This is a genomic window from Saccharibacillus brassicae (assembly GCF_006542275.1).
In the GTDB taxonomy this organism is placed as follows: domain Bacteria; phylum Bacillota; class Bacilli; order Paenibacillales; family Paenibacillaceae; genus Saccharibacillus; species Saccharibacillus brassicae.
Map to the genome: position 1 here is coordinate 283941 of NZ_CP041217.1, position 23199 is coordinate 307139.

The window sequence follows — 23199 nt, forward strand, 5'->3', positions numbered from 1 at the left end:
CGCGAATACGCTGTTCAAAAGTTGTCCCCGCTTTCCGCTTCGCCCGCAAAGTTCCGGCGTCGAAGCTGTCCGTCTTCTTCCACGATCGTTTCGATTTTGCGTTCCACCTGCTCCAGCTTCTGGCCGCACAGCTGCGACAGCTGCATGCCCCGCTGAAACAGGTCGATCGCTTTCTCCAGCGGTACGTCGCCCTGTTCAAGCTCGGCGACGATCCGCTCTAGCTGGTCCATCGCTTGTTCGAAATTCAGTTCGGCGCCCGTCGCTGCGTCGGACGCTCCCGCAGGATTGTGATGTTCGGCATTAGGCTCCACTTCGATTGTCCTCCTCCGTCGTTTGAATAACCCGGCATTCGAGGCTTCCGTCGTTCACCCGGACGACGATCCCGTCGCCCTCGGCTACCTCGCGTACCGATTTGATCAGCTTCTGCCCGGCTTCGTCGTAGACGAGGCTGTAGCCGCGCGCCATCACCTTGAGCGGGCTCAGGGCGTCGAGCTGGCGCAGGCTGCCCAGCAGCCGCTGGCGCCCGTCCTTGACGGCGGCGGTCATGGCCGCGTTCAGGCGGCCGTCCAGCCCGCCGAGCTGGCGCGAAGCGAGCTGCAGCTGAGCGCCCGGATAGAAGCGCGACAGCCTGCCGTGCAGGCGCGCGTGCTTGTCCCGGCCCGAGGCGAAGCGGGCTTCGGTCCGCGCCGTGAGGCGCCGCGTCAGCCCGTCCAGCCGCTGCGCATGCGGCTGAAGGGCGCGCTGCGGCTGCCGCAGCACGGCGGAGCGCTGCAGGCGCGCCAGACGCTCGCGCTCCTGCGCGGCCCGGCGCAGCAGGGCGCCGCGCAGCCGCTCCTGCTGCTGGGCGACGCGATGCTGCAGCGCGCGCCGATCCGGCACCGCGAGTTCCGCGGCGGCGGTCGGCGTCGCCGCCCGCAGATCGGCGACAAAGTCGGCGATCGTGAAGTCGGTCTCGTGCCCGACGGCCGAGATGACCGGAATGGCCGAATCGTAGATCGCCCGGGCGACGATCTCTTCGTTAAAAGCCCACAGTTCTTCGAGCGATCCGCCGCCGCGGCCGACGATCAGCACTTCGGCTTCGCCGAGCCGGTTCAGGATGCGGATCCCGCGCACGATCGACGCGGCGGCTTCCTTGCCCTGCACCAGCGCCGGATACAGCATGACGGGCACGCCGGGGAACCGGCGGCCGAGCGTCGTCAGGATGTCCCGCACGGCCGCGCCCGTCGGCGAGGTGATGACGCCGATCGCTTTGGGCAGCGCCGGAATTTGGCGCTTGCCGCTGTCGTCGAACAGTCCTTCGGTCTCCAGCTTCTGCTTGAGCTGCTCGTAGGCCAGATAGAGGCTGCCGACGCCGTCCGGCTGCATCTGGGTCAGATACAGCTGGTATTGGCCGTCGCGCTCGAACACCGAGACGCTGCCCTGCGCGATGACGCGCGTGCCTTCGCGCGGAATAAACGGCAGCCGCTTGTTGTGCGAAGCGAACATGATCGCCCGCACACGGCTGCCGGCGTCTTTTAGCGTAAAATACATATGTCCGCTCGAATGATGCGTAAAATTCGAAATCTCGCCGCGCACCCACACTTCAGGCAGCAGCGGGTCCGCTTCGAACTTCTGGCGGATATACCGGTTCAGCTCCTGGATCGACAGTATGCGCTGCTCCATGCCGGAACCTCCCGCTTACGACAAGCCGTGCGCGCGCTTGGCGGCAAGCAGCGTATTTTTCATCAGCATCGTGATCGTCATCGGACCGACCCCGCCCGGTACCGGCGTAATCGGGCCCGATACGGAACTTGCCGATTCGAAGTCCACGTCGCCGGCCAGCTTGCCGGTCTCCAGACGGTTGATGCCCACGTCGATCACGACGGCGCCCGGCTTGATGTAGGAAGCGTCGACGAAGTTGGCGCGGCCGACGGCCACGACCAGAATATCGGCCTGGCGCGTCAGCTCTTTCATGTTGGCCGTACGCGAATGGCACATCGTCACGGTCGCGTTCTCGCGCTGAAGCAGCAGCGATACCGGCTTGCCGACGATGTTGCTGCGGCCGATAACGACGGCATGCTTGCCGGACATTTCGATGCCGGTATGCTTGATCAGCTCGATTACGCCGGCCGGCGTGCACGGCAGCAGGCTGTCGTCGCCGATCATCAGGTTGCCCACGTTGATCGGATGGAAGCCGTCGACGTCTTTTTCCGGGGAGATCGCGTTGATGACCGCTTTTTCTTCGATATGTTTCGGCAGCGGAAGCTGCACGAGAATGCCGTTGATGTTTTCTTGTGCGTTCAGCTTGTGCACGAGCGCAAGCAGGTCTTCTTCGGACGTATCGGATTCCAGGCGATGCACTTCGGAATGGTAGCCGAGGTCTTCGCACGCTTTGGCTTTGTTGCGCACATAGACCTGGGAGGCCGGATCTTCCCCGACGAGCACGACGGCGAGGCCCGGCACGCAGCCTTTGGCGGCAAGGGCTTCGACCTCGGTTTTCAGATTCTGGCGAATTTCGTCCGATACTTGTTTTCCGCTGATAATTTGGGCTGTCGTCATGGTTTTCTCTCCTTTAAAAGTGGGTCTATGTGAGGTAGGTGGGGATTTTTCGATTACTTCAACTTACTTTTGAGCTCGTCGGCGTCCTGGATCATTTTGCCGAGCACGCCGTTGACGAACTTGCCCGACTCGTCGGTGCCGAAGTGTTTGGACAATTCGATCGCTTCGTTGACGGCGACTTTGGCAGGCACTTCTTCGGCGAAAATCATTTCGTACGAAGCAAGGCGCAGGATTTGGCGATCCACGCGCGACAGGCGGCTGATCTGCCAGCCTTTGAGATACACGCCGAGCAGGTCGTCGATCGCCGCTTTGTGCGTCCACGTGCCGTTTACGAGCGCCAGCACGTATTCGGCCAGCCGGTCGGCGTCTTCCAGTTTCACTTCGCCTTCGTTTTCGTCCCCGGCTTCCGAAATCAGCATCGACACGGCGTCGAATGCCGCCACCTCGTTCATTTCCATCTGGTACAGGCTTTGTACAGCCAATTCTCTTCCCAATCTTCTTTTCATGGGTCCCTCCCGCTATCTGTTGTTCTGTCGGTTTATATGAATGTTACGGTACTCCTGAACATGCAAAAACCTGTGAAACGCTTCTCCCGTCCCGAAAAGCTTGGGTTTCCGCCGGAAAGTTCGGCCGTTAAGCCTTCCCTTCCGGTCGGAAACGCCGCCTGCCTTGCTTGGAAGACGGACAGCAAGCCGTTCTTCATGTCCGGCGTAAAAACGTCTCACAGGCTTTCGCTCCGTTCGTTCGCGCGCCTTCGGGACCTTCAACCCCGATTCAGGCAAAAACGCTCGGCCGGAACTTCCCGGCCGGCGCGCGTGCGGCAGCGGATACAGCGTCTTGCGAAGGATTTAGCGAAACGGGCGCCAGCGCTCCATGAGCCGGGCGCGCAGTTCGCCCCACGGAAGCAGCGGACCGGCGCGCCGGTCTTTGCGGCTTCCGATTCCGTAGCCGAGCAGCGTCAGCAGAGCCACCACGAGCATGTGCCAGAATCCGACCGCCAGATACAGCAGGCCGAAAAACAAGCCGGCGGCCGTCCAGGCCAAGCGGCCTCCGTACACGGTCCAGATTTCACTCCATTTCATCGGCGCCCTCTCCTATTCCACCCGGCTTTTGAACGCCTGGGGCTGCATGACTCCGGCAATGTAGACCGAGACCGAAGCCACCGGAATGCCCGTGATTTCATGCACGAATTCTTTGACGCCGCGCTGGATTTCCGCGGTCAGCGCGGGAATCGGATATTCCCCGTCGACGACCGTGCGGATCTCGATCACAAGTCCCGGGTCGGTCATACGAATCCGCGTACGCGGATCTTTGACGCCGCGCACGCGGGACGCCGCTTTGAGCGACAGATTCTCGATCGTCTCCAGCGAGATCTGGATCTCGCCCAGATCGGTCCGCTGGTCGACGGAATGCAGGTTCGCGCGGCTGCGGCGCAGCGACACGTACAGCATCCGCAGGCTGATCAGGATCAGCACGGCAAGGCCGGCGACCAGAATCGACATCGTCGGCAGGTCGAACCGGAAATCGATCGGAACCCGGATCGAGCGGCTCAGCAGGAGGATGGCCAAAATGCTCAGAATCAAAATCGTTAGGCTGTATAGAAACAGCAGCAGACGGTCCACTATTTTTGCCACGTACGGCTAAGCCCCCTCCAAACGGTAGTAAACCCCGACTTTGCGGGTCGGGGGTCGGAAAAACGTTATTTCACCCGGGGAATGCCCAGTTCGAGCTCTTCGGAACGGCTTTCGACCGTTTTGGCTTTGAACTGCACGTCGTGCACATGCACGTTCACTTCGATGACGGACAAGCCGGTCATCATCTCGATCGAACGCTTGACGTTGCGCTGCACCGCACCGGCCACTTCCGGCAAGCGGGAACCGTACTCCACGATAACCGATACGTCGACCGCCGCTTCGCGTTGGCCCACTTCGACCTTGACGCCCTTCGACAGGTTCTTGCGTCCCAGCAGCTCGGCAATGCCGCCCGCGAAGCCGCCGCTCATGCCCGCGATCCCTTCCACCTCGATCGTCGCCAGTCCCGCGATCACTTCGATCACTTCGGGCGCGATCTGGATCTCGCCGATCTCCGTCCGTTCAAATTCTGTAGGTAAGCTGCTCATATTCGATACCATCCACCTTATGGATTATTTATTCCTTAAATATAGCATTTGCCGCCCGATGTGACAAACGGCGTTTGTCACGTTCAGACTTCGTTTTCTTCAAGGAATTTGATGTCGAAATCGCCGCGTACGAACGTTTCGTGATTCAGCAGACGCTGGTGGAACGGGATCGTGGTCGCGATGCCTTCGACGGCGAATTCGGCCAGTGCCCGCTTCATTTTGGCGATGGCCTGCGTGCGCGTCGGCGCCCAGACGATCAGCTTCGCGATCATGGAATCGTAGAACGGCGGAATGGTATAGCCCTGGTAAGCGGCGCTGTCCACCCGCACGCCCGGTCCGCCCGGAGGCAGATAGAAGCTGATCTTGCCCGGAGCCGGCATGAAGTTGCGATCCGGATCTTCGGCGTTGATCCGGCATTCGATCGACCAGCCGTTGATCGTCACGTCCTCTTGGGTGAACGACAGCGGATTGCCTTCGGCGACCGAGATCATCTCCTGGATCAGATCGACGCCCGTGACCATCTCGGTCACCGGATGCTCGACCTGAATCCGGGTATTCATCTCCATGAAGTAGAAGCTGCCGTCCGGGCTGAGCAGGAACTCGAGCGTGCCCGCGCCGGAATAGTTGACCGCATGGGCGGCGCGTACCGCCGCCGCGCCCATCGCTGTCCGCACTTCTTCGGAGATGATCGAACAAGGGGCTTCTTCGACCAATTTTTGCCGGCGGCGCTGCACGGAGCAGTCCCGCTCGCCCAAATGTACCGCATTGCCGTGCTTGTCGGCGATCAGCTGGATTTCCACGTGCTTCATGCCGGTGAGGAATTTCTCCAGATAGACGCCGGCGTTGCCGAACGCTTTCTCCGCCTCCTGCTGGGCAGCCACGATCTGCTGGCGCAGCGTGTCTTCGTCTTCGGCCAGGCGAATGCCTTTGCCGCCGCCGCCCGCGGTCGCTTTGATGATAACCGGATAACCGATGCCGCGCGCGATCTGGATCGCTTCGTCCAGGTCTTCGACCAGACCGTCGGAACCCGGAATGACCGGAACGCCCGCGCTTTGCATCGTCAACTTGGCTACCGCTTTGTCGCCCATCTTGGTGATGCTGTCCGGCGAAGGGCCGATAAACGTAATGTTGCACGATTCGCAAATTTCCGCGAAGTCGGCGTTTTCCGCGAGGAATCCGTAACCCGGGTGCACGGCGTCGCATTCGGTCAGCGTCGCGATGCTCATCAGGTTCGTGAAGTTCAGGTAGCTGTCTTTGGACGCCGTCGGCCCGATGCAGTACGCTTCGTCGGCCAGGCGGACATGCAGCGAATCGCGGTCGGCTTCGGAATAGACCGCCACCGTCGAGATGCCCATTTCGCGGCACGCGCGAATAATCCGCACAGCGATTTCGCCGCGGTTGGCGATCAGAATCTTGTTGAATTTCGTCGTTTCCAAATCGATGCGTCCTCCTTCCGCTTGCGCTTGACTCATTCCGATCTGACCAGGAACAGCGGCTGTCCGTATTCGACGAGCTGTCCGTTCTCGGCCAGCACTTCCACGATCTCGCCTTTGACTTCGGCCAGCAGCTCGTTCATGAGCTTCATCGCTTCGATGATGCAGACGACGGATTTCTCGTTGACGCGGCTGCCCGCGTTTACATAGGCATCGGCATCCGGGGACGGCGAAGCGTAGAACGTGCCGACCATCGGGGAGACGATTTTATGTAAAGACTCGTCGGGTGCCGATGCCTGGGCAGGCACCGCCGCGGCCGGCGCGCTTGGCGCTTGGACCGTCTGCGCCTGGGGCTGCTGCGCGTTCACGGCAAACTGCAGGGCCGAAGCGTCGATACGGCTGCCTTTGCGGATGACGACGCGCGTGCCTTCTTCCTCCAGTTCCAATTCTTGAACCGAAGTCCGGTCGAGCAGTTCGATAAGTTCTTTGATTTCGCTTATTTTAAACATTCGGGCACGCTCCTTAACATTTTCAGGCTTGTGCGGGTAAAATGGTGCAGCGCTTTGTAAACGCACGGTAAGCCGTTTAACTAACGTTATGTATTATATCACAACCTTGCAAAATAAAAAGGGCGGTCTCCCGAAGGAGAAACCCGCCCACAAAATGCCGGTGAAACGCTATCATCGGCCGAATTAACGCCGGTCCTGCGGACCGCCCACGAAAGCCTGTTCCTGGGCATCCAGGTTATAGGCCGTATGCAGCGCCGCGATGATGTCTTTGACTTTCTCGCCTTCGATCACGCAGGAGACTTTGATCTCCGACGTGCTGACCATTTTGATGCTGACGCCCTGATCCGAGATGACCCGGAACATTTCCGCGGCCACGCCCGGATGGCTGACCATGCCGGCGCCGACGATCGAGACTTTGACAAGTTCCGTCTCGGAAGTCAATTCGCGGTAAGGCACTTTGCCTCGCGTGCTTTCGATGACCTGAAGCGCCCGTTCCACTTCGGAGCCGTTCACCGTGAAGGAGAAGTCGGCCGTGCCGCCCTGCGACCCGCTCTGCACGATGATGTCGACGTCCACGCGCTCCGCTGCCAGCGCCCCGAACAATCCGGCCAACACGCCCGGCACGTCGGATACGCCCAAAATGCTGATCCGCGCCACGTTTTTATCGTAAGCGATCCCGCTTACCACCACTCCCTGTTCCATGCTCGACTCCTCCTCCACTACGGTTCCTTCATTATAATTAAAACTCGAACGGACGATCAGGCGGACGCTGTTGTGCTTGGCGTATTCCACGGCGCGGGGATGCAACACCGCCGCGCCGAGATTCGCGAGTTCCAGCATCTCGTCGTACGAAATCGAAGGCAGCTTGCGCGCGCATTTGACGATCCGCGGATCGGTCGAATAGATACCGTCGACGTCCGTGTAAATCTCGCAGGCGTCGGCCTGGATCGCCGCGGCCAGCGCCACGGCGGTCGTATCGGAGCCTCCGCGTCCGAGCGTCGTGATCTCGCCGTCTTCGCTCATGCCCTGGAAGCCGGCGACGATAACGATTTTGCCGTCTTCCAGCGCTTTCAACACCCGATCCGGACGAATGTTCGTGATCCGGGCGCTGCCGTGGTTGGCTTCCGTCTCGAAGCCCGCCTGCCAGCCGGTAAACGAGACCGCTTCGTGGCCGATGGCCTGAATAGCGATCGACAGCAGCGAGATCGAGATCTGCTCTCCCGTCGTCATCAGCATGTCCATCTCCCGGGCCGGCAGATTGTCGCTCAGCCGCTTGGCCGTATCGATCAGGTCGTCGGTCGTGTCGCCCATCGCGGATACGACGACGACGCAGCCGTGTCCTTCTTCTTTTTTCTCGGCGACCCGCTTGGCGACCCGCTGCATACGCTCGGTATCGCCGACGGAACTGCCGCCGAATTTCATGACGAATAATGACAAAACGTGTTCACTCCCCCGCGTATTTCCGGAGCTGTTTGTACGTCCGTGCGAGGACCGCTCCGGTCTATTTTATCGCTTTAAATGAGTATAATACGAAACCGCTTCGCGCTTCCATTGTTTTTTCTGCAAATTGTTTGTATTTTCCGATCGTTCCTATGTATAACCTGCATAAAAAAACTCTCCGCGCCGCAAAGCGGACGGAGAGCAGGCGGCCGGCAAGCGGAAGCTTGCGGCCGATACAAGCGAATATCGTCAAAACCGAACATCGTCCAAAACGAACGCCGTGGCCGGTCGTCGCCCAAGATCGAAAGACTACGCGCGGGAAATGTATTTGCCTTCGCGCGTATCGATCAGCAGCACGTCGCCTTCGTTGATGAACAACGGCACCTGAACGCTGTGGCCCGTTTCGAGCTTCGCGCTTTTGGAAGCGCCCGTCGCCGTGTTGCCTTTGATGCCCGGCTCCGTTTCGACGACTTTGAGCTCGACGCTCGTCGGCAGGTTGATGCCGAGAATCTCGCCTTTGTAGCTGATGATGTGCACGTTCATGTTCTCGCGCAGGAATTTGAGTTCCCATTCGAGCTGGTCGCTGGTCAACGTGAACTGGTCGTATGTCTCGTTGTCCATGAACGTGTGATCCTGTGCGCTTGCGTACAGGTACTGCACGCCGCGGTTTTCGATCTGCGCGCGGCCGATCGACTCGCCGGCGCGGAACGTGCGCTCAACGGTGTTGCCGTTGCGCAGGTTTTTGAGCTTGGAGCGTACGAATGCCGCGCCTTTGCCCGGTTTGACGTGCTGGAATTCGATTACGGTGAAGATGTCGCCGTCGACTTCGACGGTCAGGCCTGTTTTAAAATCGTTAACTGAGATCATAGAGGATTCCTCCTTGGAATGGTTGCCTGGTTGATGCCGATTCTGGATTGCCTTATGCCAGAGGCAGAAGGAGAAGATCTTTGGTCGAAGAAGTGATAATCTCGATTCCCGTTTCGGTAATCACGATATCGTCTTCGATCCGTACGCCGCCGAAGCCCGGAATATAAATGCCCGGCTCCACCGTCACGACCATGCCCGGCTTGAGGATATCGTCGCTGAGCTTCGACAGGCGCGGGCTCTCGTGCACTTCCATGCCGAGGCCGTGGCCCGTGCTGTGGCCGTAGTTGTCGCCGTAACCGTACGACGAGATGATGTCGCGGGTGAGCGCGTCCGCTTCGCGGCCGGTCATGCCCGGACGAATCTTGTCGAGCGCGTTCAACTGTGCTTCGAGCACGATGTTATACACCTCGCGGTGCCGGTCGCTCGCTTCGCCGAGCACGACGGTACGGGTCACGTCGGAACAGTACCCGTTCAGCAGGGCGCCGAAATCGAACGTGATGAATTCGTTGCCCTGCAGCACGCGCGAGCTGGCCACGCCGTGCGGAAGCGCCGACCGTTCGCCCGAAGCGACGATCGTGTCGAACGACGAAGACGTCGCCCCGTTTTCGCGCATGAACATTTCCATCTGCAAATCAAGCTCGCGCTCGGTAACGCCCGCGCGGATCTTCGTCAGAATATGACTGAAAGTCCGGTCGGCCAACGCCGCCGCTTCGCGCATGATGGCAAGCTCGCCCTCGTCCTTGAAGATGCGCAGGCCTTCCACAAGACCCGACACCGGCACGAGTTCGACGCCTTCAAGCGCTTCCCGGTAGTTTTGGTACGTCGCAAATGTGACATGTTCCTGCTCGAAACCGAGTTTGGTCGCGGCCCCCAACAATTCTTTAACCGTTTCCATCACCTTCGGCGCATGCTCGACCACGTCAAAACCCTGGGCCTGCTGCGGCGCCTGCGTCATATAACGGAAATCGGTCAGTAAATAACTGTCCGTTTCGGTAATCAACACGTATCCGGCGGAACCCGTGAATCCGGTCAGGTAACGACGATTAATGTCACTGGCTACAAACATCGCGCCGACGCCCTGGGCGGACATCGCTTCGCGCAATTTGCTTACACGCTGCTGCATATTTTCTCCTCTTTCCCGGTGAACCTATTCAGTTCGTATTTTCCAGAGCTTCAAGCGAAATTACCACAGTACATTCTATCATATGCGTACCCCCTCTGAGAAGCCTTTTCCGGCACGGGCCCGCTTGGCGGCGAAGCCGCCTGTTCGCTGGTATTTACGGATAAAATCCGATACAATGAAAAGAAATGTCTCCGGCCCGGCTTCGCTTCTCGCTCGTGCCGGCAGGTCGGGCCGTTTGCGGCCCGGCGCGGACCATACGCCCCACGGGGTATTTTAAAACGTTTAGGAAGGTGAAGGTTTTGTCTGAAAAATCCGCTCCCGTCGCCTACGGCGGACAAGCCGTAATCGAAGGAGTCATGTTCGGCGGCAGGCACGTGAACGTCACCGCGGTACGCCGCAAGAGCGGGGAGATCACTTTCCTCGAAGTGCCCCGCGAAGAAAAAGGCTGGGTGCGCTCGCTGCGCAAAATCCCGCTGCTGCGCGGACTCGTCAGCCTGATCGATTCCAGCGTCAAAGGCTCCAAGCATCTCAACTATTCGTTCGACGCCTACGCCGACGACGAGATGACGCCCGAAGAACGCGAAGAATTGAAAGCGAAGAACAAAAAAGGCGAAGCCAAACTCGGACTCGGCGCCATCATCGGCGTGACGGCCGCGGCAATCCTTTCTTTTATCGTCGGCAAAGTCGTCTTCACGCTCGTCCCGGTCTTCGTCGAACAATTTCTGTTCAAAGGCGCGTTCGAACATCAAATCTACCACAACCTGACAGAAGGCGGCATCAAGCTGATCCTGCTGCTGCTGTATCTGTACCTGATCTCGCTCACGCCGATCGTCAAACGGCTGTTCCAATATCACGGAGCCGAGCACAAAGTCATCAGCGCGTTCGAAGCCGGCGAAGAGCTGACTCCGGAAAACGTGCAAAAGTATACCCGGCTCCATTACCGATGCGGCAGCAGCTTCATTATGCTGACGGTCATCATCGGCGTTCTGATCTACTCCCTGTTCACCTGGGATTCCCTCGCCGAGCGCGTCGTTCAGCGCCTGCTGCTGCTGCCGGTCGTCATGGGCGTGTCGTTCGAATTCCTGAAGTTCACGAACGCGCTGCGCGACGTACCGGTGCTCCGCTATCTCGGTTACCCGGGACTGTGGCTGCAGCTGCTGACGACCAAAGAACCGACCGACGAGCAGGTTGAAGTGTCGATCGCGTCGTTCAACCGGATGCGCGAACTCGATGCCGTCTATGCCAAACAAGGCGCCCCCGCTTCGGTGCCGGACGCCATACTCGATCCGCTGGAGGGTTGATGCCTTATGAAAAAACCGGGAGCCGCCGGCTTCGTGATTCTCGCGCTTGCCGCGCTTGGCATCGTTCAAATCTTGATGAATCCGTCCATTACATGGTTGATTCCGATCGTCATCATCGCGGTAGTCGCCCTGCTGTACTTCTTCCTTCCGAATTCGCGCCGCCCCGGCGGATTCCGCTCGACAGGCGGCGGCAGACAGCCGAAGATCAAACCTTCGGCCCGCACGCAGGAGAAGATGGCGCGCATGTCGTCTTCCGGTTCGGCGAAAGCCGCGCCTGCCCGCCCGGGCAAAGCGCCGGCCTTGCCGGCGAAAAATCCGAAAAAGCGGAAAAACTATCCGTTTCAGGTGATCGAAGGCCGCAAAGGCAAAGACGAAGACGATATTCCGAAGTTTCACTAAAAGCTCTGCGAGATGCCGGAGCACCAAAAAGAGAGAGCGGACTTTCCGCTCTCTCTTTTTTATCGTGCTTTTTTGGCGTATCGACGTGCCGTTCGGCTCAGTTGGCCCAATACTGCTGCAGCGTGCTTTTCACTTTGCCCGACAGCAGGTGCTGGGCGCGGAAAAAGATATTGCCGTCGACGTTTTTGCGGCCGATCGTGTAGGCCAGATGGTCGGCCAGCTCGGAAGCGCTGCTCCAGCCGGCTTCGGACGTGCCGACTTTGTAGGCGGCTTCGCCGATATACAGATCGACGTCGGTACCGTCGACCGTATCGGCCCACCAATCGACAAGCGTTTTGTAATTGGCGGCGGTGTTGACGTTGCTCCAATAGATCTGCGGTACGACATAATCGACCCATTCGTTTTTGATCCAGGTGCGCGCGTCCGCGTACGTCGAATCGTACGCCGTAACGCCTGCGCGCGTGGAGGAGCCGAGCGGATCGCTCGAACCGTTGCGCCATACGCCGAACGGGCTGACCCCGTAGCGCACGTCCGCTTTGACGGCGTGGATCGACTGTCCCAGCGTCTGCACGAAGCTGTTGATGTTCGCGCGGCGCCAGTCGCCTTTGTTTTTGTAGGCGGCGGTATTGTACAGGCTGTACGTGCCGTCGTCGCCGAATTTCTTGGCGGACGATTCGCCGTACGGATAGAAATAGTCGTCCAGATGCACGCCGTCGATATCGTAGTTGTTCACGACTTCCATCACGTCGTCGATGACGGATTGGCGCGCGGCGGGAATGCCCGGATTGATATACAGTTTGCCGTCGAAATTGACGATCCAATCCGGATGCGCTTTGGCGACGTGGTTCGAAGCCAGGTTCGACGTCGACGTGCCCGTGCTGGCGCGGAACGGATTGAACCAGGCATGGAATTCCATGCCGCGCTTATGCGCTTCTTCGATCATGAACGACAGCGGATCGTAGCCCGGGTCTTTGCCGGCCGTGCCGGTCAGGACGTTCGACCACGGCACGAGCGACGATTTGTACAGCGCGTCCGCGCTCGGGCGTACCTGCACGAAGACGGCGTTGATGCCGGTCTCCTGCAGTTGGTCCAGCATGGCGGAGAACTGCGTTTTTTGCGTCGCCGCGGTTTTGGACGACGGCCAGTCGAGACTCGATACGGTCGCGACCCAGGCGCCGCGCAGCGCGGTCAGGTTGCCCTGATTGTCCGGCACGCCGGGTACGGGCACGCCGACCGGACCGTCCGGCGTCGTCAGCGTAATCGTCTGCGTCGCCTGGTTCCAGTTGACGTTCAGTCCGAGTCCCTGGCCGACGAAACGCAGCGGAACCATGATCCGGCCGCCCAGGCTCGTCACCGGAGCTTCTAGTTCAACGGAATTGCCGTTGACAAACGCCGTTTTCGCGCCGAGCGGGATCGACAGCAGCGTGCCGCCCTGATTGATCGTGACGACCTTGTCGCTTTGCGACCATTGAATCTGCGCGCCGAGATTTTCGCTGACGAGCCGCATCGGCACGAGCGTCGTATTCGACACGATATAAGGATCGACGTCTCCTTGAATCCGTTGTCCGTCGAGAACGATCGAGATGACGGAAGCCGCGTGAGCCCGGCTTCCTCCGAATCCGCCCCCTGCCGGGAGCAGCAGCATCACTGCCAACAGTACCATTAATCCTTGACGCCATTTCATTTGTGCATCTTCCCTCATTTCCATTGATTTCGTCCGGCCGCTTGCTTCGCGTACCGGGGTTTGCTCCCTGCTCTTTGACGGGCAAACCGCCGACTTTGTTTCACACCTCCCGTATCCTGCTAACCGTTATACGCGCCGCACCGCCCGATTGTAGCGCTGGCGCGCCAAGAAAACTTTGGGAACTTGCCCGGAGGCCCTGCCGGCGCAAACAAAAAGGCATCTGTGTGCCGGGGCCACAGACGCCTTCTTTAGAATTCGCTCGTTCCTTCGTCCTGAACGACCTTGAGTTCTTCGAGCCGCTTCGGATCGCGGCCGAAATATTCGACCAGCGACTCGATCCGCGTGATCGAATCCCAACTCAGATGATGCTCGATACCTTCGACGTCCTGATAAATGCGGCTTTCTTCCACGCCGATCAAACGCAAAAATTCTTCAAGCAGCTGATGGCGGTCCACCAATCGCTTGCCGATTTTTTTGCCTTTGCTCGTCAGAATGAGGCCGCGATATTTTTCGTAGACCAGATATTCGTCTTTGTCGAGCTTTTGAATCATTTTGGTGACCGAAGAAGGATGAACCTCAAGCCCTTCGGCGATGTCCGATACCCGGGCATAGCCTTTTTCGTCGATCAACTGGTAGATGCGCTCCAAATAATCTTCCATACTGGGCGTTGGCATCCGCTTCCCTCTTTTCCTCGACTTAGAAGCCCGGCGCGCGGTCTTCCTCGTTAATGACGCCGATAAACGGACGTCCCGTTCTGTCGGCGGAAGGCCGAATACGTACACGGTCCGCCAAAAACAGCTCTTACCATGATACCTTTATTCGCGGTCCATTGGCAAGTTTACGACATAAAAAAAGAGGATATCCGTCAGACGGTATATCCTCTTCGGGCGACCAGCGTCAGCAGCAGCATCAAAATGAGCAGCAGTACGATCGTCGCTCCGGGCGCGAAGTTCCAGATGCCCGCGATGACCAATCCGGCGATAACCGCGATCTCGGCCACAACGACGGACAGCAGGATGGACATGCGGAAACTTTTGGCCAAAAACAGGCTGCACGCGACCGGAATGGTCAGCAGCGCCGAGACGAGCAGCGCGCCCACGATCTTGATCGCCGTGCTGATGACGAGCGCCGCAAGCACGGTAATGAGCATGTTGAGCAGCTTGACCGGAAGTCCGCTGACCGCCGCCGCGTCTTCCTCGAACGTCAGCAGGAACAGCTCTTTGTAGAAAATAACGACGACGGCCACGACGATCGCCGTGACTCCGCCCACCAGATACAGATCGGTGCGTCCGAGCGTATAGATGCTGCCGAACAAATAGCTGGTGACGTCGGTGTTATAGCCCTGTCCCAGCGTGAACAGGAACGACGCCATCGCGACCCCGCCCGACATGATGACCGCGATCGACAATTCGGCATAGCCTTTGTAGGCTCTGCGCAGCTTCTCGATCCCGAAAGACGAGATCACCGCGAAGACGAGGCCGACGACGAGCGGATACACGTTGATCAGGAAGCCGAGCGCCACGCCCGCGATCGTCACATGCGCCAGCGTGTCGCCGATCATCGACAACCGCCGCAGCACGAGAAAGATGCCGATCAGCGGCGCCGTCAATCCGATCAACAGCCCGCCGAGCAGTGCGCGTTGAAAAAAGTCGCTGAATAAAATTTCCAAGTTACCGTCTCCTTACGTTCATTCCGCGGAATGGACGAGCGGCAGCGAATGCTGCAGGTCCGTCCCGGCGCAGTCCAGATCATCGTGCGAATGGCGCACGAAAAACTTGATCTTGCCGTTCTGCTGCCGCGGTTCCTTGCCCAAATAATCTTCCAGCCGGTCGATGTCGTGCGAGACCATCAGGAACGTGATGTTGTGATGCTGGTGCATATGGCGGATCAATTCGAAAAATCCGTCCTGCGTCTCGGCGTCGATCCCGACCGTCGGCTCGTCGAGCACGAGCAGGTCCGGCTGGTTGATCATCGCCCGCGCCAGAAACACACGCTGCTGCTGGCCGCCCGACAACCGCCCGATCCGTTTGTCGGCGATGTCCTCGATCCGCATAACCTGCAGCGCGTCGTCAAGCTTCGCTTTGGCTTCGCGGGTCAGACGGCGGAACAGATTCTTGTTCGTGTACAAGCCGGACGTAACCACTTCGCGCACCGTTGCCGGAAACAGCATATTGAGCGCGTTTTTCTGCGGCACGTAGCCGATCCGTTCCCAGTCGCGGAAGCGGCGGATCGGTTCGCCGAACATGCGGATCTCGCCGCTTGTCGGCGGCATCAAGCCGACGAGCATTTTGAGCAACGTCGTTTTGCCGGCTCCGTTGGAACCGACGATCCCCACGAAGTCGCGCTCCTTCACGCTGAAACTCAACTCTTTGAGCACATGCTGGTCTTTGTAGGAAAAAGACACGTCGCGCAGCTCGATCATCGGCTGATGGCAGTCCAATGCCGGAATGGCGGACATGGCAATCCCTCCTTTCGGTTAAACGCTTCGTTGCTATTCTATCAAGTGCCATGCTATAAGTTCTCTTCTATAGTGTACCTCTTTTTATTGTAAAGCGAGCAGCAGATTTTGCAAATTGTTTTGCATCAGGCTGAAATAGTCGTCGCCGTTCTTCGCCTGATCCTGCGTCAGCCCTTCGACCGGGTTCAGCACGAGCGTCTCCACGCCCGCTTCGCCGGCCAGCGTCTTGGCCAGACGGTCGGACACGAGTTCCTCGAAGAAAATGTAGCGGATGCCTTCTTCCTTGACCATATTGGCCAGGTTCAGCATATCCTGCGCGCGCGGCTCGGCGTCCGGCGACAAGCCCATGATCGCGTGCTGCGACAGGCCGTAATCGCGGGCCAGGTAACCGAACGCCTGGTGCGAGACGACGATCTCCTTGTTCGGCACGGCGGACAGCTTCTCTGTAAAGTCGGCGTCGAGCTGCTTCAGCTTGTCCGCAAGTCCGGTGTACCGCTGTTCGTAGCCGGCTTTGTGCGCCGGATCGGCCGCGACCAATTCATCGCGAATATTGCCGGCCATGATCAGCGCCGATTTGGGGCTGACCCAGGTGTGCGGATCGATATGCTTCGCATCGGCCGACGCTTCGGCATGTTCGTCTTCCGCGTGTTCTTCGCCTTCGTGCGCATGTTCGTCTTCCGCGTGCGCTTCGCCTTCGTGCGCATGTTCGTCTTCCGCGGCGCCGTGGTTATGCCCGTCGTCTTCGGCCGTCGTGATCAGTTCGACGCCTTGGCTTACTTCGACGGCTTTGACCTGCGTGCCGGAATCGAGCCCTTTGAGGAAATCGGGCACCCAGCCTTCCAGGCCGGCTCCGTTATACAGGAACAGCTGCGCTTTGGACGTATTGACGATATCCTGGCCGCGCGGGGTCCAGTCGTGCGGTTCCACGCCGGTCGGCAGCAGGTTGATGACGTTGGCGTCTTCGCCGCCGATCTCGGCGGCGAATTCGTAGATCGGGTAGAACGTCGTGACGACGTTCACTTTGTCGTCGACGATCGTCGTTCCCGACGTATTGCGTCCGCAAGCGGACAAGACAAGCAGCGCGGACAAAGCCAGCACGAGCATGAGCCGTCCGGCGGATCGATTGGGGGTAAGCATGGAAAACACTCCGTTTCGTCTGAATATAATGCGGATCTGGATAGAGATTCTCGATTAAATCGTAACCTTACCGATTATAGGAGTCCGGTATGCGGTTGTCAACTTTTTTCGCCCGATAGGCCTGGAAAAGAGAACGGCAAAAAACCGGAATTCTCCAGCTTGGAGAATTCCGGTCCGGACGGCCCGAGGTAGGGCCGCAATAAGCGGGATTACTTGACGAGCGCGCCGTTCGGCATCGAATCCGGCACGGTCGCAAGCGTCAGCTGATCGCCGTGCGAAGCGGCCAGAATCATGCCGCGGGACTCTTCGCCGCGCAGCTTCACCGGCTTGAGATTGGTCACGCAGATCACTTTGCGTCCGATCAGCTCTTCCGGCGTGTAGAACTTCGCGATGCCGGAGACGACCTGACGCTGCTCGAAGCCGAGATCGAGCTGAAGCTTCAGCAGCTTGTCGGCTTTTTTGACCGGCTCGCAGGCGATGACCTGCGCGACGCGCAGTTCGACTTTGCCGAAATCTTCGATGCCGATTTCTTCTTTGGCCTCGGGCGCTTCGACCGGCTCGGAAGCCGGCTTGGCTTGTTCCGGCGCCGCAGCGGCGGCCGGTTTGCCGCCGCTCATCGCTTCGACGATGCTCGCCACTTCGACTTCCGCGTCAAGACGCGGGAAGATCGGATCGCCTTTTTGCAGCTTCGTGCCTGCCGCGATGACGCTGAACGTGCGCAGCGAATCCCAGCTTCTCCACGCGGCGGCTTCGTCGCCCGCGATGCCGAGCTGCGTCCAGATCAGCTTGGGCGCGCGCGTCAGGAACGGCTGCAGCAGCAGCGACGCGATCCGCAGGCTCTCGATCAGATGCAGCATGACCGATTCCAGTTCGCCTGCGCAGCTCTCGTCCTTGGCGATGACCCACGGCTGCGTCTCGTCGATGTATTTGTTCGTCCGGCTGACGAATTGGCTGATCGCGGTCAGCGCGACAGAGAATTCCATGCCGTCCATCGCCTGCTCGACCTTGTCAACGGCCGCCGCGGCCGCTTCTTCAAGCGTCGCGTCGAACGGCGTCACCTGCCCGCGGTATTCGGGCACCTGGCCGCCGACGTATTTGTCGACCATGGCGACGGTCCGGTTCAGCAGGTTGCCGAGATCGTTCGCCAGATCCGAGTTGATCCGCTCGACGAAGCTTTCCGGCGTGAACTGCCCGTCCGAACCGAACGGCACTTCGCGCAGGACGTAGTAGCGCAGCGCGTCCAGGCCGTAGCGGTCGATCAGCTTCACCGGATCGATCACATTGCCTTTGGACTTGGACATTTTGCCTTCGCGCGTCAGGAACCAACCGTGGCCGAACACTTTTTTCGGCAGCGGGAGATCGAGCGCCATCAGCATGATCGGCCAGTAGATCGTATGGAAGCGCAGAATGTCCTTGCCGACCAGATGCACGTCCGCCGGCCAGAACTTCTCGAACAGCGCCGGATCTTTCGATCCGTAGCCGAGCGCCGTAATATAGTTCGACAGCGCGTCGATCCAGACGTAGACGACATGCTTCGGATCGCTTTTGACCGGTACGCCCCATTTGAACGTCGTCCGCGAGACGGCCAGATCTTCAAGCCCCGGCTTGATGAAGTTGTTGACCATTTCGTTTTTGCGCGATTCCGGCTGGATGAACCCCGGATTTTGTTCGTAGTAGCTCAGCAGGCGGTCGGCGTACTTGCTCATTTTGAAAAAGTAACATTCTTCCTTGACGAGTTCGACCGGATGGCCGCTTTCCGGGCTTTTGCCGGCGGTCACTTTGTTGTTCCCGTCCCGCACGACGTCGACCAGCTGCGATTCCGTGTAATACGTCTCGTCCGGAATGCTGTACCAGCCTTCGTATTCGCCTTTGTAGATGTCGCCCTGCTTGAGCAGCCGTTCGAAGATTTCCTGCACGACCGTAATATGCCGTTCTTCGGTCGTGCGGATGAAATCGTCGTACGAAATGTCGAGCTTGTCCCACAGGCTGCGAATGCCGTCGACGATGCCGTCGATGAACTGGAGCGGCGTCTGGCCGGCTTCCGCCGCTTTCTGCTCGATCTTCTGGCCGTGCTCGTCCGTTCCCGTCAGGAAACGTACGTCGTAGCCGCGCAGCCGCTTGTAACGCGACATCGCGTCGGCAGCTACCGTCGTGTACGTGTGCCCGATATGCAACTTGCCGCTCGGGTAGTAGATCGGCGTCGTAATGTAAAAGCTTTTGTTATTCGTCATGCTCGCTTCTCTCCTCTGATTCGTAAATTGTGCCGCGGCAAGCCGCGTGCGCCGGAGCGGAAGACATCAAAAAGACCCCCGCCCCATCAATGGGACGAGAGCCGGAAGCTCGCGCGGTACCACCCACATTCCCTTCGTTCTCGCGAATCGAAGGCTCTGCCGGTCGCATTCGACCGTCCATTAACGCTGGAACACGCTCTGCGCTCGCGAATCGCTTGCGCAAAGTTCCTCCCGGACCATCTTCAAAGGGTTTCCCAGACCGGTTTGCAGCGCCTGACCCGGTTCTCTGCTGCTGGTTCCGCCTTCTACTCATCCGTTCTTCGGATTTCATATTGGATCTTCGTAAGATCTACGATATTAGAAAATATACCGAAAAAAAGCCCGCAGTGTCAAGCCTTCAGGCCTGCGTACTGCGGACTTCGTTCGATTGTTCGCTTTCCGGCGCCTGCGCCCGGAGATCACGCTCCGGCCGGGGAGGCACCGGATCGTAACCGCCCGCATGCAGCGGATGGCACTTGGAGATCCGTTTGGCGGCCAGCCAGCTTCCCCGCGCCGCGCCGTGCACCTCGATCGCTTCGAGCGCGTACGCCGAACAGGTCGGCACGAACCGGCAGCTCGGCGGCGTCAGCGGAGAGATGAATTTGCGATAGAAACGGATCGGTCCCTGAACCGTCCGGCGGGCGATCTTCATCGCGCTTCACGCTTCCCCGCCGCGGCACGGACCGGTTCAAGCGAAGCTTCTTCGCGGCAGTCCTTGCAGTAGCCGAACACTTCGAACTTGTGCTTGACTACCTGGAAGTCGTCGGGCGATTCCGTCAGCTGCATCGGACAGAACGTAATCGGATACGTCTTCTCGCACTGCAAACAGATCATATGATGGTGATGGTGGTCTTCGCTGCAGTGCAGCTTGAACTTCACGCCTTCTTCGAACACGATCTGCTCCAGAACGCCAAGCTCCTGCATCACCCGCAGATTGCGGTAGACCGTATCGAAGCTGAGTCCTTTGTATTTTTGTCCCATATAGTCATAGACGTCTTTGGCGGACAGATAACCCGGCGCCTCGGCGAACAACTTGGCCAGCGTCTTGCGCTGATCCGTAATTCGAAGCCCCTGCTCCGCCATGATCTCGATAATGCGTTCCATTGAAAGCATCGGTGAACCCTCGCCTCCTGCCTGTAGCGGCTTTTTCCTGTGCGGCATACGCTGCTTTATTCGTAATGCCCTGCATTAATAATGCCCCAAAACCGGTACGGAGTCAATGTCGGCGCTTCTCCCGGCACGGCGCAAAGCCCGGTTCCGAAAAATCGGAAACCGGGCTTTGCTTCAGTGCTTTTTGCTTGTCGTTCTCGGCGCATGCCGCTTGGAACCGTCAAGCTTCCGGCCGTTACTGCTTGAGCGCAGGCAGCGGCGAGAAGATCAGGTTGACGGCCAGGTTGCTGCCCGGAGCCGGCGTGAATTCGAGATCCAGACTCTCGGTCGAAGCGCCGGTGCGGTAGACGACGCCGGTCTCGCTCGACGTGTTCAGCGCGGAGCCGACGAGGCCGAGGCTTTGCGCGGACAATTCGACGAGCTGCCCGTTCACGGTGATCCAGCCGGCATATTTGCCGCCGCGGCCGTTGAACGTGATCAGCGTGTTCGGCGCCACTTTGTCCAGGTGGATTTTGTACAGAACGCCGAAGTTGCCCGCGTTCGATTCCGGCGTATTGTTCGGCGCGTCGGTGCCGGTGAGGTTCGGGTCGTCGTTGTTGTCGCCGATGATCAGCTTGCTCGGCGTCGTGCCGCCAACCGGCTCGTAGACGTCGACGATTTTGGTCGCCAGCGGATACGTGCCGCGGTTATGGACGCCGTCGCGCGGAGCGGTCGTCAGCGTCTTGGCCGCTTCGTAAGGATCCAGCTTCGGATCGATCATGAGCGTGCTGTACGTGATCGGCTGCGTGGATTCCACGTCCGCGATCAGGGAGATGACCGTTTTGTCCGCCATCGGAATAGCGTTCAGTTCGGTCAGGACGATTTTGCTTTCGCCCGGCTGAAGCGTGACCGACGATCTCTTGTTGCCGGCCGCCACGGATTCATGATACCGCTGCACGGACACTTTGCCGGCTGCGGTCGCGAACGGACTCGGTCCGCCGAAGCCGCTGTCAAGCGTCGTGATCGTCGTCGGCGTCGGGTTGTTGTTCGTCGCCACGACGTACATCGTCACCTTCTGCTTGGTATAGTTCGCATGGTGGATCATGAAGCGAACTTTGCCCGACAGCGTGTCTTCGTACATTTTTCCTGTTCCGAATACAGATTCCGGGCTGTTGCTGCGGTACAGCGTCACGTCTTCCGACGTGTTGAAGCGCTCGACTTTGCGCATCGACGGAACGCTGCCGCCGTCAAACAGGAACTTGCTGCCGACCGGAACGAACAGGGCGTTGTACTCGTCCTGGCTGTACAAAATTTCGTCCGTGATCGTGATCGTTTTGGAGATCGTGTTCGTCGCGCCGTCTGCGTCCGTTACCGTCAGCGTGATGCTTTGCGGTCCCGGAGTGAAATAAGCGCCTTTTTGGTTTTCCCACACGCGGCTGTTCGCTTCCGGCAGGTTGCCGTCGGGATCGTAGCTCTGGTCGCTGTAAGTGACCGGCTCGCCCATACGGTACGTATCCTTGTCGGTCGTGAACTGCGCGACCGGCGGCACGTTCGGCGCTTCGACCGTCACCGTCTGGGTATACGGATCGCTCCATTGTCCGGCGGAATCCTGAACGGAGTACGTGATCGTGTAGACGCCCGGATCGGTAAACACGTCCTGGCGGCCTTCCCAACGCTCGTCCACGATCTGGTATCCGCTAGGCGATTCGGATTTGGTGTTGTACGTGACCGTCGTCTGGCCCGCGATGATCTTTTGCGGTTCGACCGTGAACGAAGCCGTCGGTTTCGAAGAAATCGTCAGCGTGATCGTTTTGGTCTTGTAATCGATTTTGTACGGAATGCCGAGCGCCTGCGTGATCGACGTCAGCGGCACCATGAACGTGTTTTTTTGCTGGAACGAAGTGCCTTTCATTTTGGTCGGCACGCCGTTGACCGTATACACGTCTTTGTCGAGCTTGAAGCGCAGCTCGTCGGCGCCTTTGGTGATGACCGTTTCTTTCGTTTTCGCATCGTATGTAACTTTCAGTCCTACACGATTAACGAACGAGCGAACCGCGATGTACGAGACGCCGTTTTTGGCGACCATCGGCTGTGCAGCCGTATACATTTCGCCGTTCTGGTACATTTTGTCGCCGTTGATGGTCAGAATGAGCTTGTCCGTTCCGAGCGTAATGGCCGGATCGATCGCCGGAATCTCCGGTACGGTCGGCACGGTCGGTTTGGTCGGAAGCGGCTTGGTTGGGGGCGGCGTCGCGCTCGGCGTGGCCGGCGGAATCGAAGACGGCGTAAGCGTCGGATCGGTCTGCCCTTCCACGGTGCCGTTCTCGTCGGTCGGCGGCTGGTCCGTCGGCGGCGTGAGCGTCGGATCGGTCTGGCCTTCGACCGCTGCCGGGACTGCCGGTTCGTTCTGCGCAGGCTGCGCGTTCGGTGCCGGTACCGAATTTATAGGATTCGCCGCTTGCGAATCGGTCTGGCCTGCCGGATTTTGCGTAGGCGCGGCCAATTTTTTCGTAAATTCTTGTGCCGATTGTTCCGGTTGTGCGGTCTGGCCCTGCACAACGATCGGCGTTTCGCCCTGCGATGCGGATTGGGCCGATGCTGCGGGCAGCATCGCTGCCGTCTGCACGACAACAAGCAAAGCGATGATCGTGATTTTCTTGAGATTCATTCTACGACTCCCTTTATAGCTGAATTTGGTCCTTCTCTCGCTAAGCACATACTATTAGACGCGGGCATTTTGTAAAAGTTTCTGCAAATCATTAAAAAAAAGCGGCCTTCCGTTGTCGGGAAGAGCCGCCGCTTTAACATCATGCTAACATTTACATACGTTTT

General features: G+C 59.0%; 23 protein-coding genes. 2 read left to right on the forward strand and 21 right to left on the reverse strand.

Annotated elements, in window-relative coordinates; genetic code table 11:
• Positions 1-14: 14 nt before the first annotated feature.
• The 12 genes from xseB to FFV09_RS01270 form a co-directional block, all read right to left on the reverse strand.
• Complete coding sequence (gene xseB / locus FFV09_RS01215) at positions 15-311, reverse strand: exodeoxyribonuclease VII small subunit (RefSeq protein WP_281288465.1); 297 nt, start codon at positions 309-311, stop codon at positions 15-17.
• Entirely contained in the window at positions 301-1662 is a 1362-nt protein-coding gene (xseA, locus tag FFV09_RS01220; RefSeq protein WP_141445986.1) for an exodeoxyribonuclease VII large subunit, read from the reverse strand. The genes xseB and xseA overlap by 11 nt, the downstream gene beginning before the upstream one ends.
• Positions 1663-1677: 15 nt before the next feature.
• Entirely contained in the window at positions 1678-2538 is an 861-nt protein-coding gene (gene folD / locus FFV09_RS01225; protein ID WP_141445987.1) for a bifunctional methylenetetrahydrofolate dehydrogenase/methenyltetrahydrofolate cyclohydrolase FolD, read from the reverse strand.
• A 53-nt stretch (positions 2539-2591) separates the two neighbouring features.
• Positions 2592-3044 carry a transcription antitermination factor NusB gene (gene nusB / locus FFV09_RS01230; RefSeq protein ID WP_141445988.1) on the reverse strand — a complete coding sequence of 151 codons (453 nt, stop codon included), beginning with the start codon at positions 3042-3044 and terminating at the stop codon, positions 2592-2594.
• A 342-nt stretch (positions 3045-3386) separates the two neighbouring features.
• On the reverse strand, positions 3387-3620 hold the full coding sequence (locus FFV09_RS01235) for a DUF2273 domain-containing protein (protein ID WP_141445989.1): 234 nt from the start codon (positions 3618-3620) through the stop codon (positions 3387-3389).
• 12 nt (positions 3621-3632) lie between these two features.
• Positions 3633-4172: an alkaline shock response membrane anchor protein AmaP gene (gene amaP, locus FFV09_RS01240; protein ID WP_141445990.1), complete on the reverse strand. Its 540-nt coding sequence runs from the start codon at positions 4170-4172 to the stop codon at positions 3633-3635.
• A gap of 65 nt (positions 4173-4237) precedes the next feature.
• The gene (locus FFV09_RS01245) at positions 4238-4657 is read right to left on the reverse strand and encodes an Asp23/Gls24 family envelope stress response protein (RefSeq protein ID WP_141445991.1); all 420 of its coding nucleotides are present in this window, start codon (positions 4655-4657) and stop codon (positions 4238-4240) included.
• 83 nt (positions 4658-4740) lie between these two features.
• The gene (accC, locus tag FFV09_RS01250; protein ID WP_141445992.1) at positions 4741-6129 is read right to left on the reverse strand and encodes an acetyl-CoA carboxylase biotin carboxylase subunit; all 1389 of its coding nucleotides are present in this window, start codon (positions 6127-6129) and stop codon (positions 4741-4743) included.
• The gene (gene accB / locus FFV09_RS01255; protein ID WP_141445993.1) at positions 6126-6599 is read right to left on the reverse strand and encodes an acetyl-CoA carboxylase biotin carboxyl carrier protein; all 474 of its coding nucleotides are present in this window, start codon (positions 6597-6599) and stop codon (positions 6126-6128) included. Before accB ends, accC begins: the two co-directional genes overlap by 4 nt.
• A gap of 183 nt (positions 6600-6782) precedes the next feature.
• On the reverse strand, positions 6783-8036 hold the full coding sequence (locus tag FFV09_RS01260) for an aspartate kinase (RefSeq protein WP_141445994.1): 1254 nt from the start codon (positions 8034-8036) through the stop codon (positions 6783-6785).
• 312 nt (positions 8037-8348) lie between these two features.
• On the reverse strand, positions 8349-8906 hold the full coding sequence (gene efp, locus FFV09_RS01265) for an elongation factor P (protein ID WP_141445995.1): 558 nt from the start codon (positions 8904-8906) through the stop codon (positions 8349-8351).
• A gap of 52 nt (positions 8907-8958) precedes the next feature.
• On the reverse strand, positions 8959-10029 hold the full coding sequence (locus FFV09_RS01270; RefSeq protein ID WP_141445996.1) for a M24 family metallopeptidase: 1071 nt from the start codon (positions 10027-10029) through the stop codon (positions 8959-8961).
• A gap of 299 nt (positions 10030-10328) precedes the next feature.
• On the opposite strand from FFV09_RS01270, the gene FFV09_RS01275 reads away from it, so the two are divergent.
• Positions 10329-11330 (forward strand): DUF1385 domain-containing protein, encoded by a 1002-nt coding sequence (locus FFV09_RS01275; protein WP_141445997.1) that lies wholly within the window; start codon positions 10329-10331, stop codon positions 11328-11330.
• Positions 11331-11336: 6 nt separating this feature from the next.
• On the forward strand, positions 11337-11729 hold the full coding sequence (locus FFV09_RS01280; RefSeq protein WP_141445998.1) for a DUF2207 domain-containing protein: 393 nt from the start codon (positions 11337-11339) through the stop codon (positions 11727-11729).
• 97 nt (positions 11730-11826) lie between these two features.
• On the opposite strand, the gene FFV09_RS01285 is transcribed toward FFV09_RS01280, so the two are convergent.
• From FFV09_RS01285 to FFV09_RS01325, 9 genes are all read right to left on the reverse strand, one after another.
• Positions 11827-13413, reverse strand: a complete 1587-nt coding sequence (locus FFV09_RS01285) for a family 10 glycosylhydrolase (RefSeq protein ID WP_141445999.1) — start codon at positions 13411-13413, stop codon at positions 11827-11829.
• A 248-nt stretch (positions 13414-13661) separates the two neighbouring features.
• Positions 13662-14087 (reverse strand): transcriptional regulator MntR, encoded by a 426-nt coding sequence (gene mntR / locus FFV09_RS01290; RefSeq protein ID WP_141446000.1) that lies wholly within the window; start codon positions 14085-14087, stop codon positions 13662-13664.
• Positions 14088-14278: 191 nt separating this feature from the next.
• Positions 14279-15082, reverse strand: coding sequence for a metal ABC transporter permease (locus FFV09_RS01295; protein WP_141446001.1), 804 nt, complete (start codon positions 15080-15082; stop codon positions 14279-14281).
• Between the two features lie 18 nt (positions 15083-15100).
• Positions 15101-15871, reverse strand: a complete 771-nt coding sequence (locus FFV09_RS01300; RefSeq protein WP_141446002.1) for a metal ABC transporter ATP-binding protein — start codon at positions 15869-15871, stop codon at positions 15101-15103.
• 84 nt (positions 15872-15955) lie between these two features.
• Positions 15956-17008, reverse strand: a complete 1053-nt coding sequence (locus FFV09_RS01305; RefSeq protein ID WP_141446003.1) for a metal ABC transporter solute-binding protein, Zn/Mn family — start codon at positions 17006-17008, stop codon at positions 15956-15958.
• 209 nt (positions 17009-17217) lie between these two features.
• Positions 17218-19239 (reverse strand): methionine--tRNA ligase, encoded by a 2022-nt coding sequence (gene metG / locus FFV09_RS01310; protein WP_141446004.1) that lies wholly within the window; start codon positions 19237-19239, stop codon positions 17218-17220.
• A 397-nt stretch (positions 19240-19636) separates the two neighbouring features.
• Positions 19637-19930: a membrane protein insertion efficiency factor YidD gene (gene yidD / locus FFV09_RS01315; protein ID WP_141446005.1), complete on the reverse strand. Its 294-nt coding sequence runs from the start codon at positions 19928-19930 to the stop codon at positions 19637-19639.
• Positions 19927-20391 (reverse strand): Fur family transcriptional regulator, encoded by a 465-nt coding sequence (locus tag FFV09_RS01320; protein WP_141446006.1) that lies wholly within the window; start codon positions 20389-20391, stop codon positions 19927-19929. The genes yidD and FFV09_RS01320 overlap by 4 nt, the downstream gene beginning before the upstream one ends.
• A 232-nt stretch (positions 20392-20623) precedes the next feature.
• Positions 20624-23035: a stalk domain-containing protein gene (locus FFV09_RS01325; RefSeq protein WP_141446007.1), complete on the reverse strand. Its 2412-nt coding sequence runs from the start codon at positions 23033-23035 to the stop codon at positions 20624-20626.
• Positions 23036-23199: the final 164 nt, after the last annotated feature.

Coding starts and splice junctions, on each gene's coding strand:
- FFV09_RS01320 (WP_141446006.1), bottom strand. CDS start 20,391: ATGCTTTCAATGGAACGCATTATCGAGATCATGGCGGAGCAGGGGCTT.
- FFV09_RS01305 (WP_141446003.1), bottom strand. CDS start 17,008: ATGCTTACCCCCAATCGATCCGCCGGACGGCTCATGCTCGTGCTGGCT.
- metG (WP_141446004.1), bottom strand. CDS start 19,239: ATGACGAATAACAAAAGCTTTTACATTACGACGCCGATCTACTACCCG.
- folD (WP_141445987.1), bottom strand. CDS start 2,538: ATGACGACAGCCCAAATTATCAGCGGAAAACAAGTATCGGACGAAATT.
- FFV09_RS01300 (WP_141446002.1), bottom strand. CDS start 15,871: ATGTCCGCCATTCCGGCATTGGACTGCCATCAGCCGATGATCGAGCTG.
- FFV09_RS01235 (WP_141445989.1), bottom strand. CDS start 3,620: ATGAAATGGAGTGAAATCTGGACCGTGTACGGAGGCCGCTTGGCCTGG.
- FFV09_RS01245 (WP_141445991.1), bottom strand. CDS start 4,657: ATGAGCAGCTTACCTACAGAATTTGAACGGACGGAGATCGGCGAGATC.
- mntR (WP_141446000.1), bottom strand. CDS start 14,087: ATGCCAACGCCCAGTATGGAAGATTATTTGGAGCGCATCTACCAGTTG.
- efp (WP_141445995.1), bottom strand. CDS start 8,906: ATGATCTCAGTTAACGATTTTAAAACAGGCCTGACCGTCGAAGTCGAC.
- nusB (WP_141445988.1), bottom strand. CDS start 3,044: ATGAAAAGAAGATTGGGAAGAGAATTGGCTGTACAAAGCCTGTACCAG.
- yidD (WP_141446005.1), bottom strand. CDS start 19,930: ATGAAGATCGCCCGCCGGACGGTTCAGGGACCGATCCGTTTCTATCGC.
- FFV09_RS01325 (WP_141446007.1), bottom strand. CDS start 23,035: ATGAATCTCAAGAAAATCACGATCATCGCTTTGCTTGTTGTCGTGCAG.
- FFV09_RS01270 (WP_141445996.1), bottom strand. CDS start 10,029: ATGCAGCAGCGTGTAAGCAAATTGCGCGAAGCGATGTCCGCCCAGGGC.
- accB (WP_141445993.1), bottom strand. CDS start 6,599: ATGTTTAAAATAAGCGAAATCAAAGAACTTATCGAACTGCTCGACCGG.
- accC (WP_141445992.1), bottom strand. CDS start 6,129: ATGAGTCAAGCGCAAGCGGAAGGAGGACGCATCGATTTGGAAACGACG.
- FFV09_RS01285 (WP_141445999.1), bottom strand. CDS start 13,413: ATGAAATGGCGTCAAGGATTAATGGTACTGTTGGCAGTGATGCTGCTG.
- FFV09_RS01280 (WP_141445998.1), top strand. CDS start 11,337: ATGAAAAAACCGGGAGCCGCCGGCTTCGTGATTCTCGCGCTTGCCGCG.
- xseA (WP_141445986.1), bottom strand. CDS start 1,662: ATGGAGCAGCGCATACTGTCGATCCAGGAGCTGAACCGGTATATCCGC.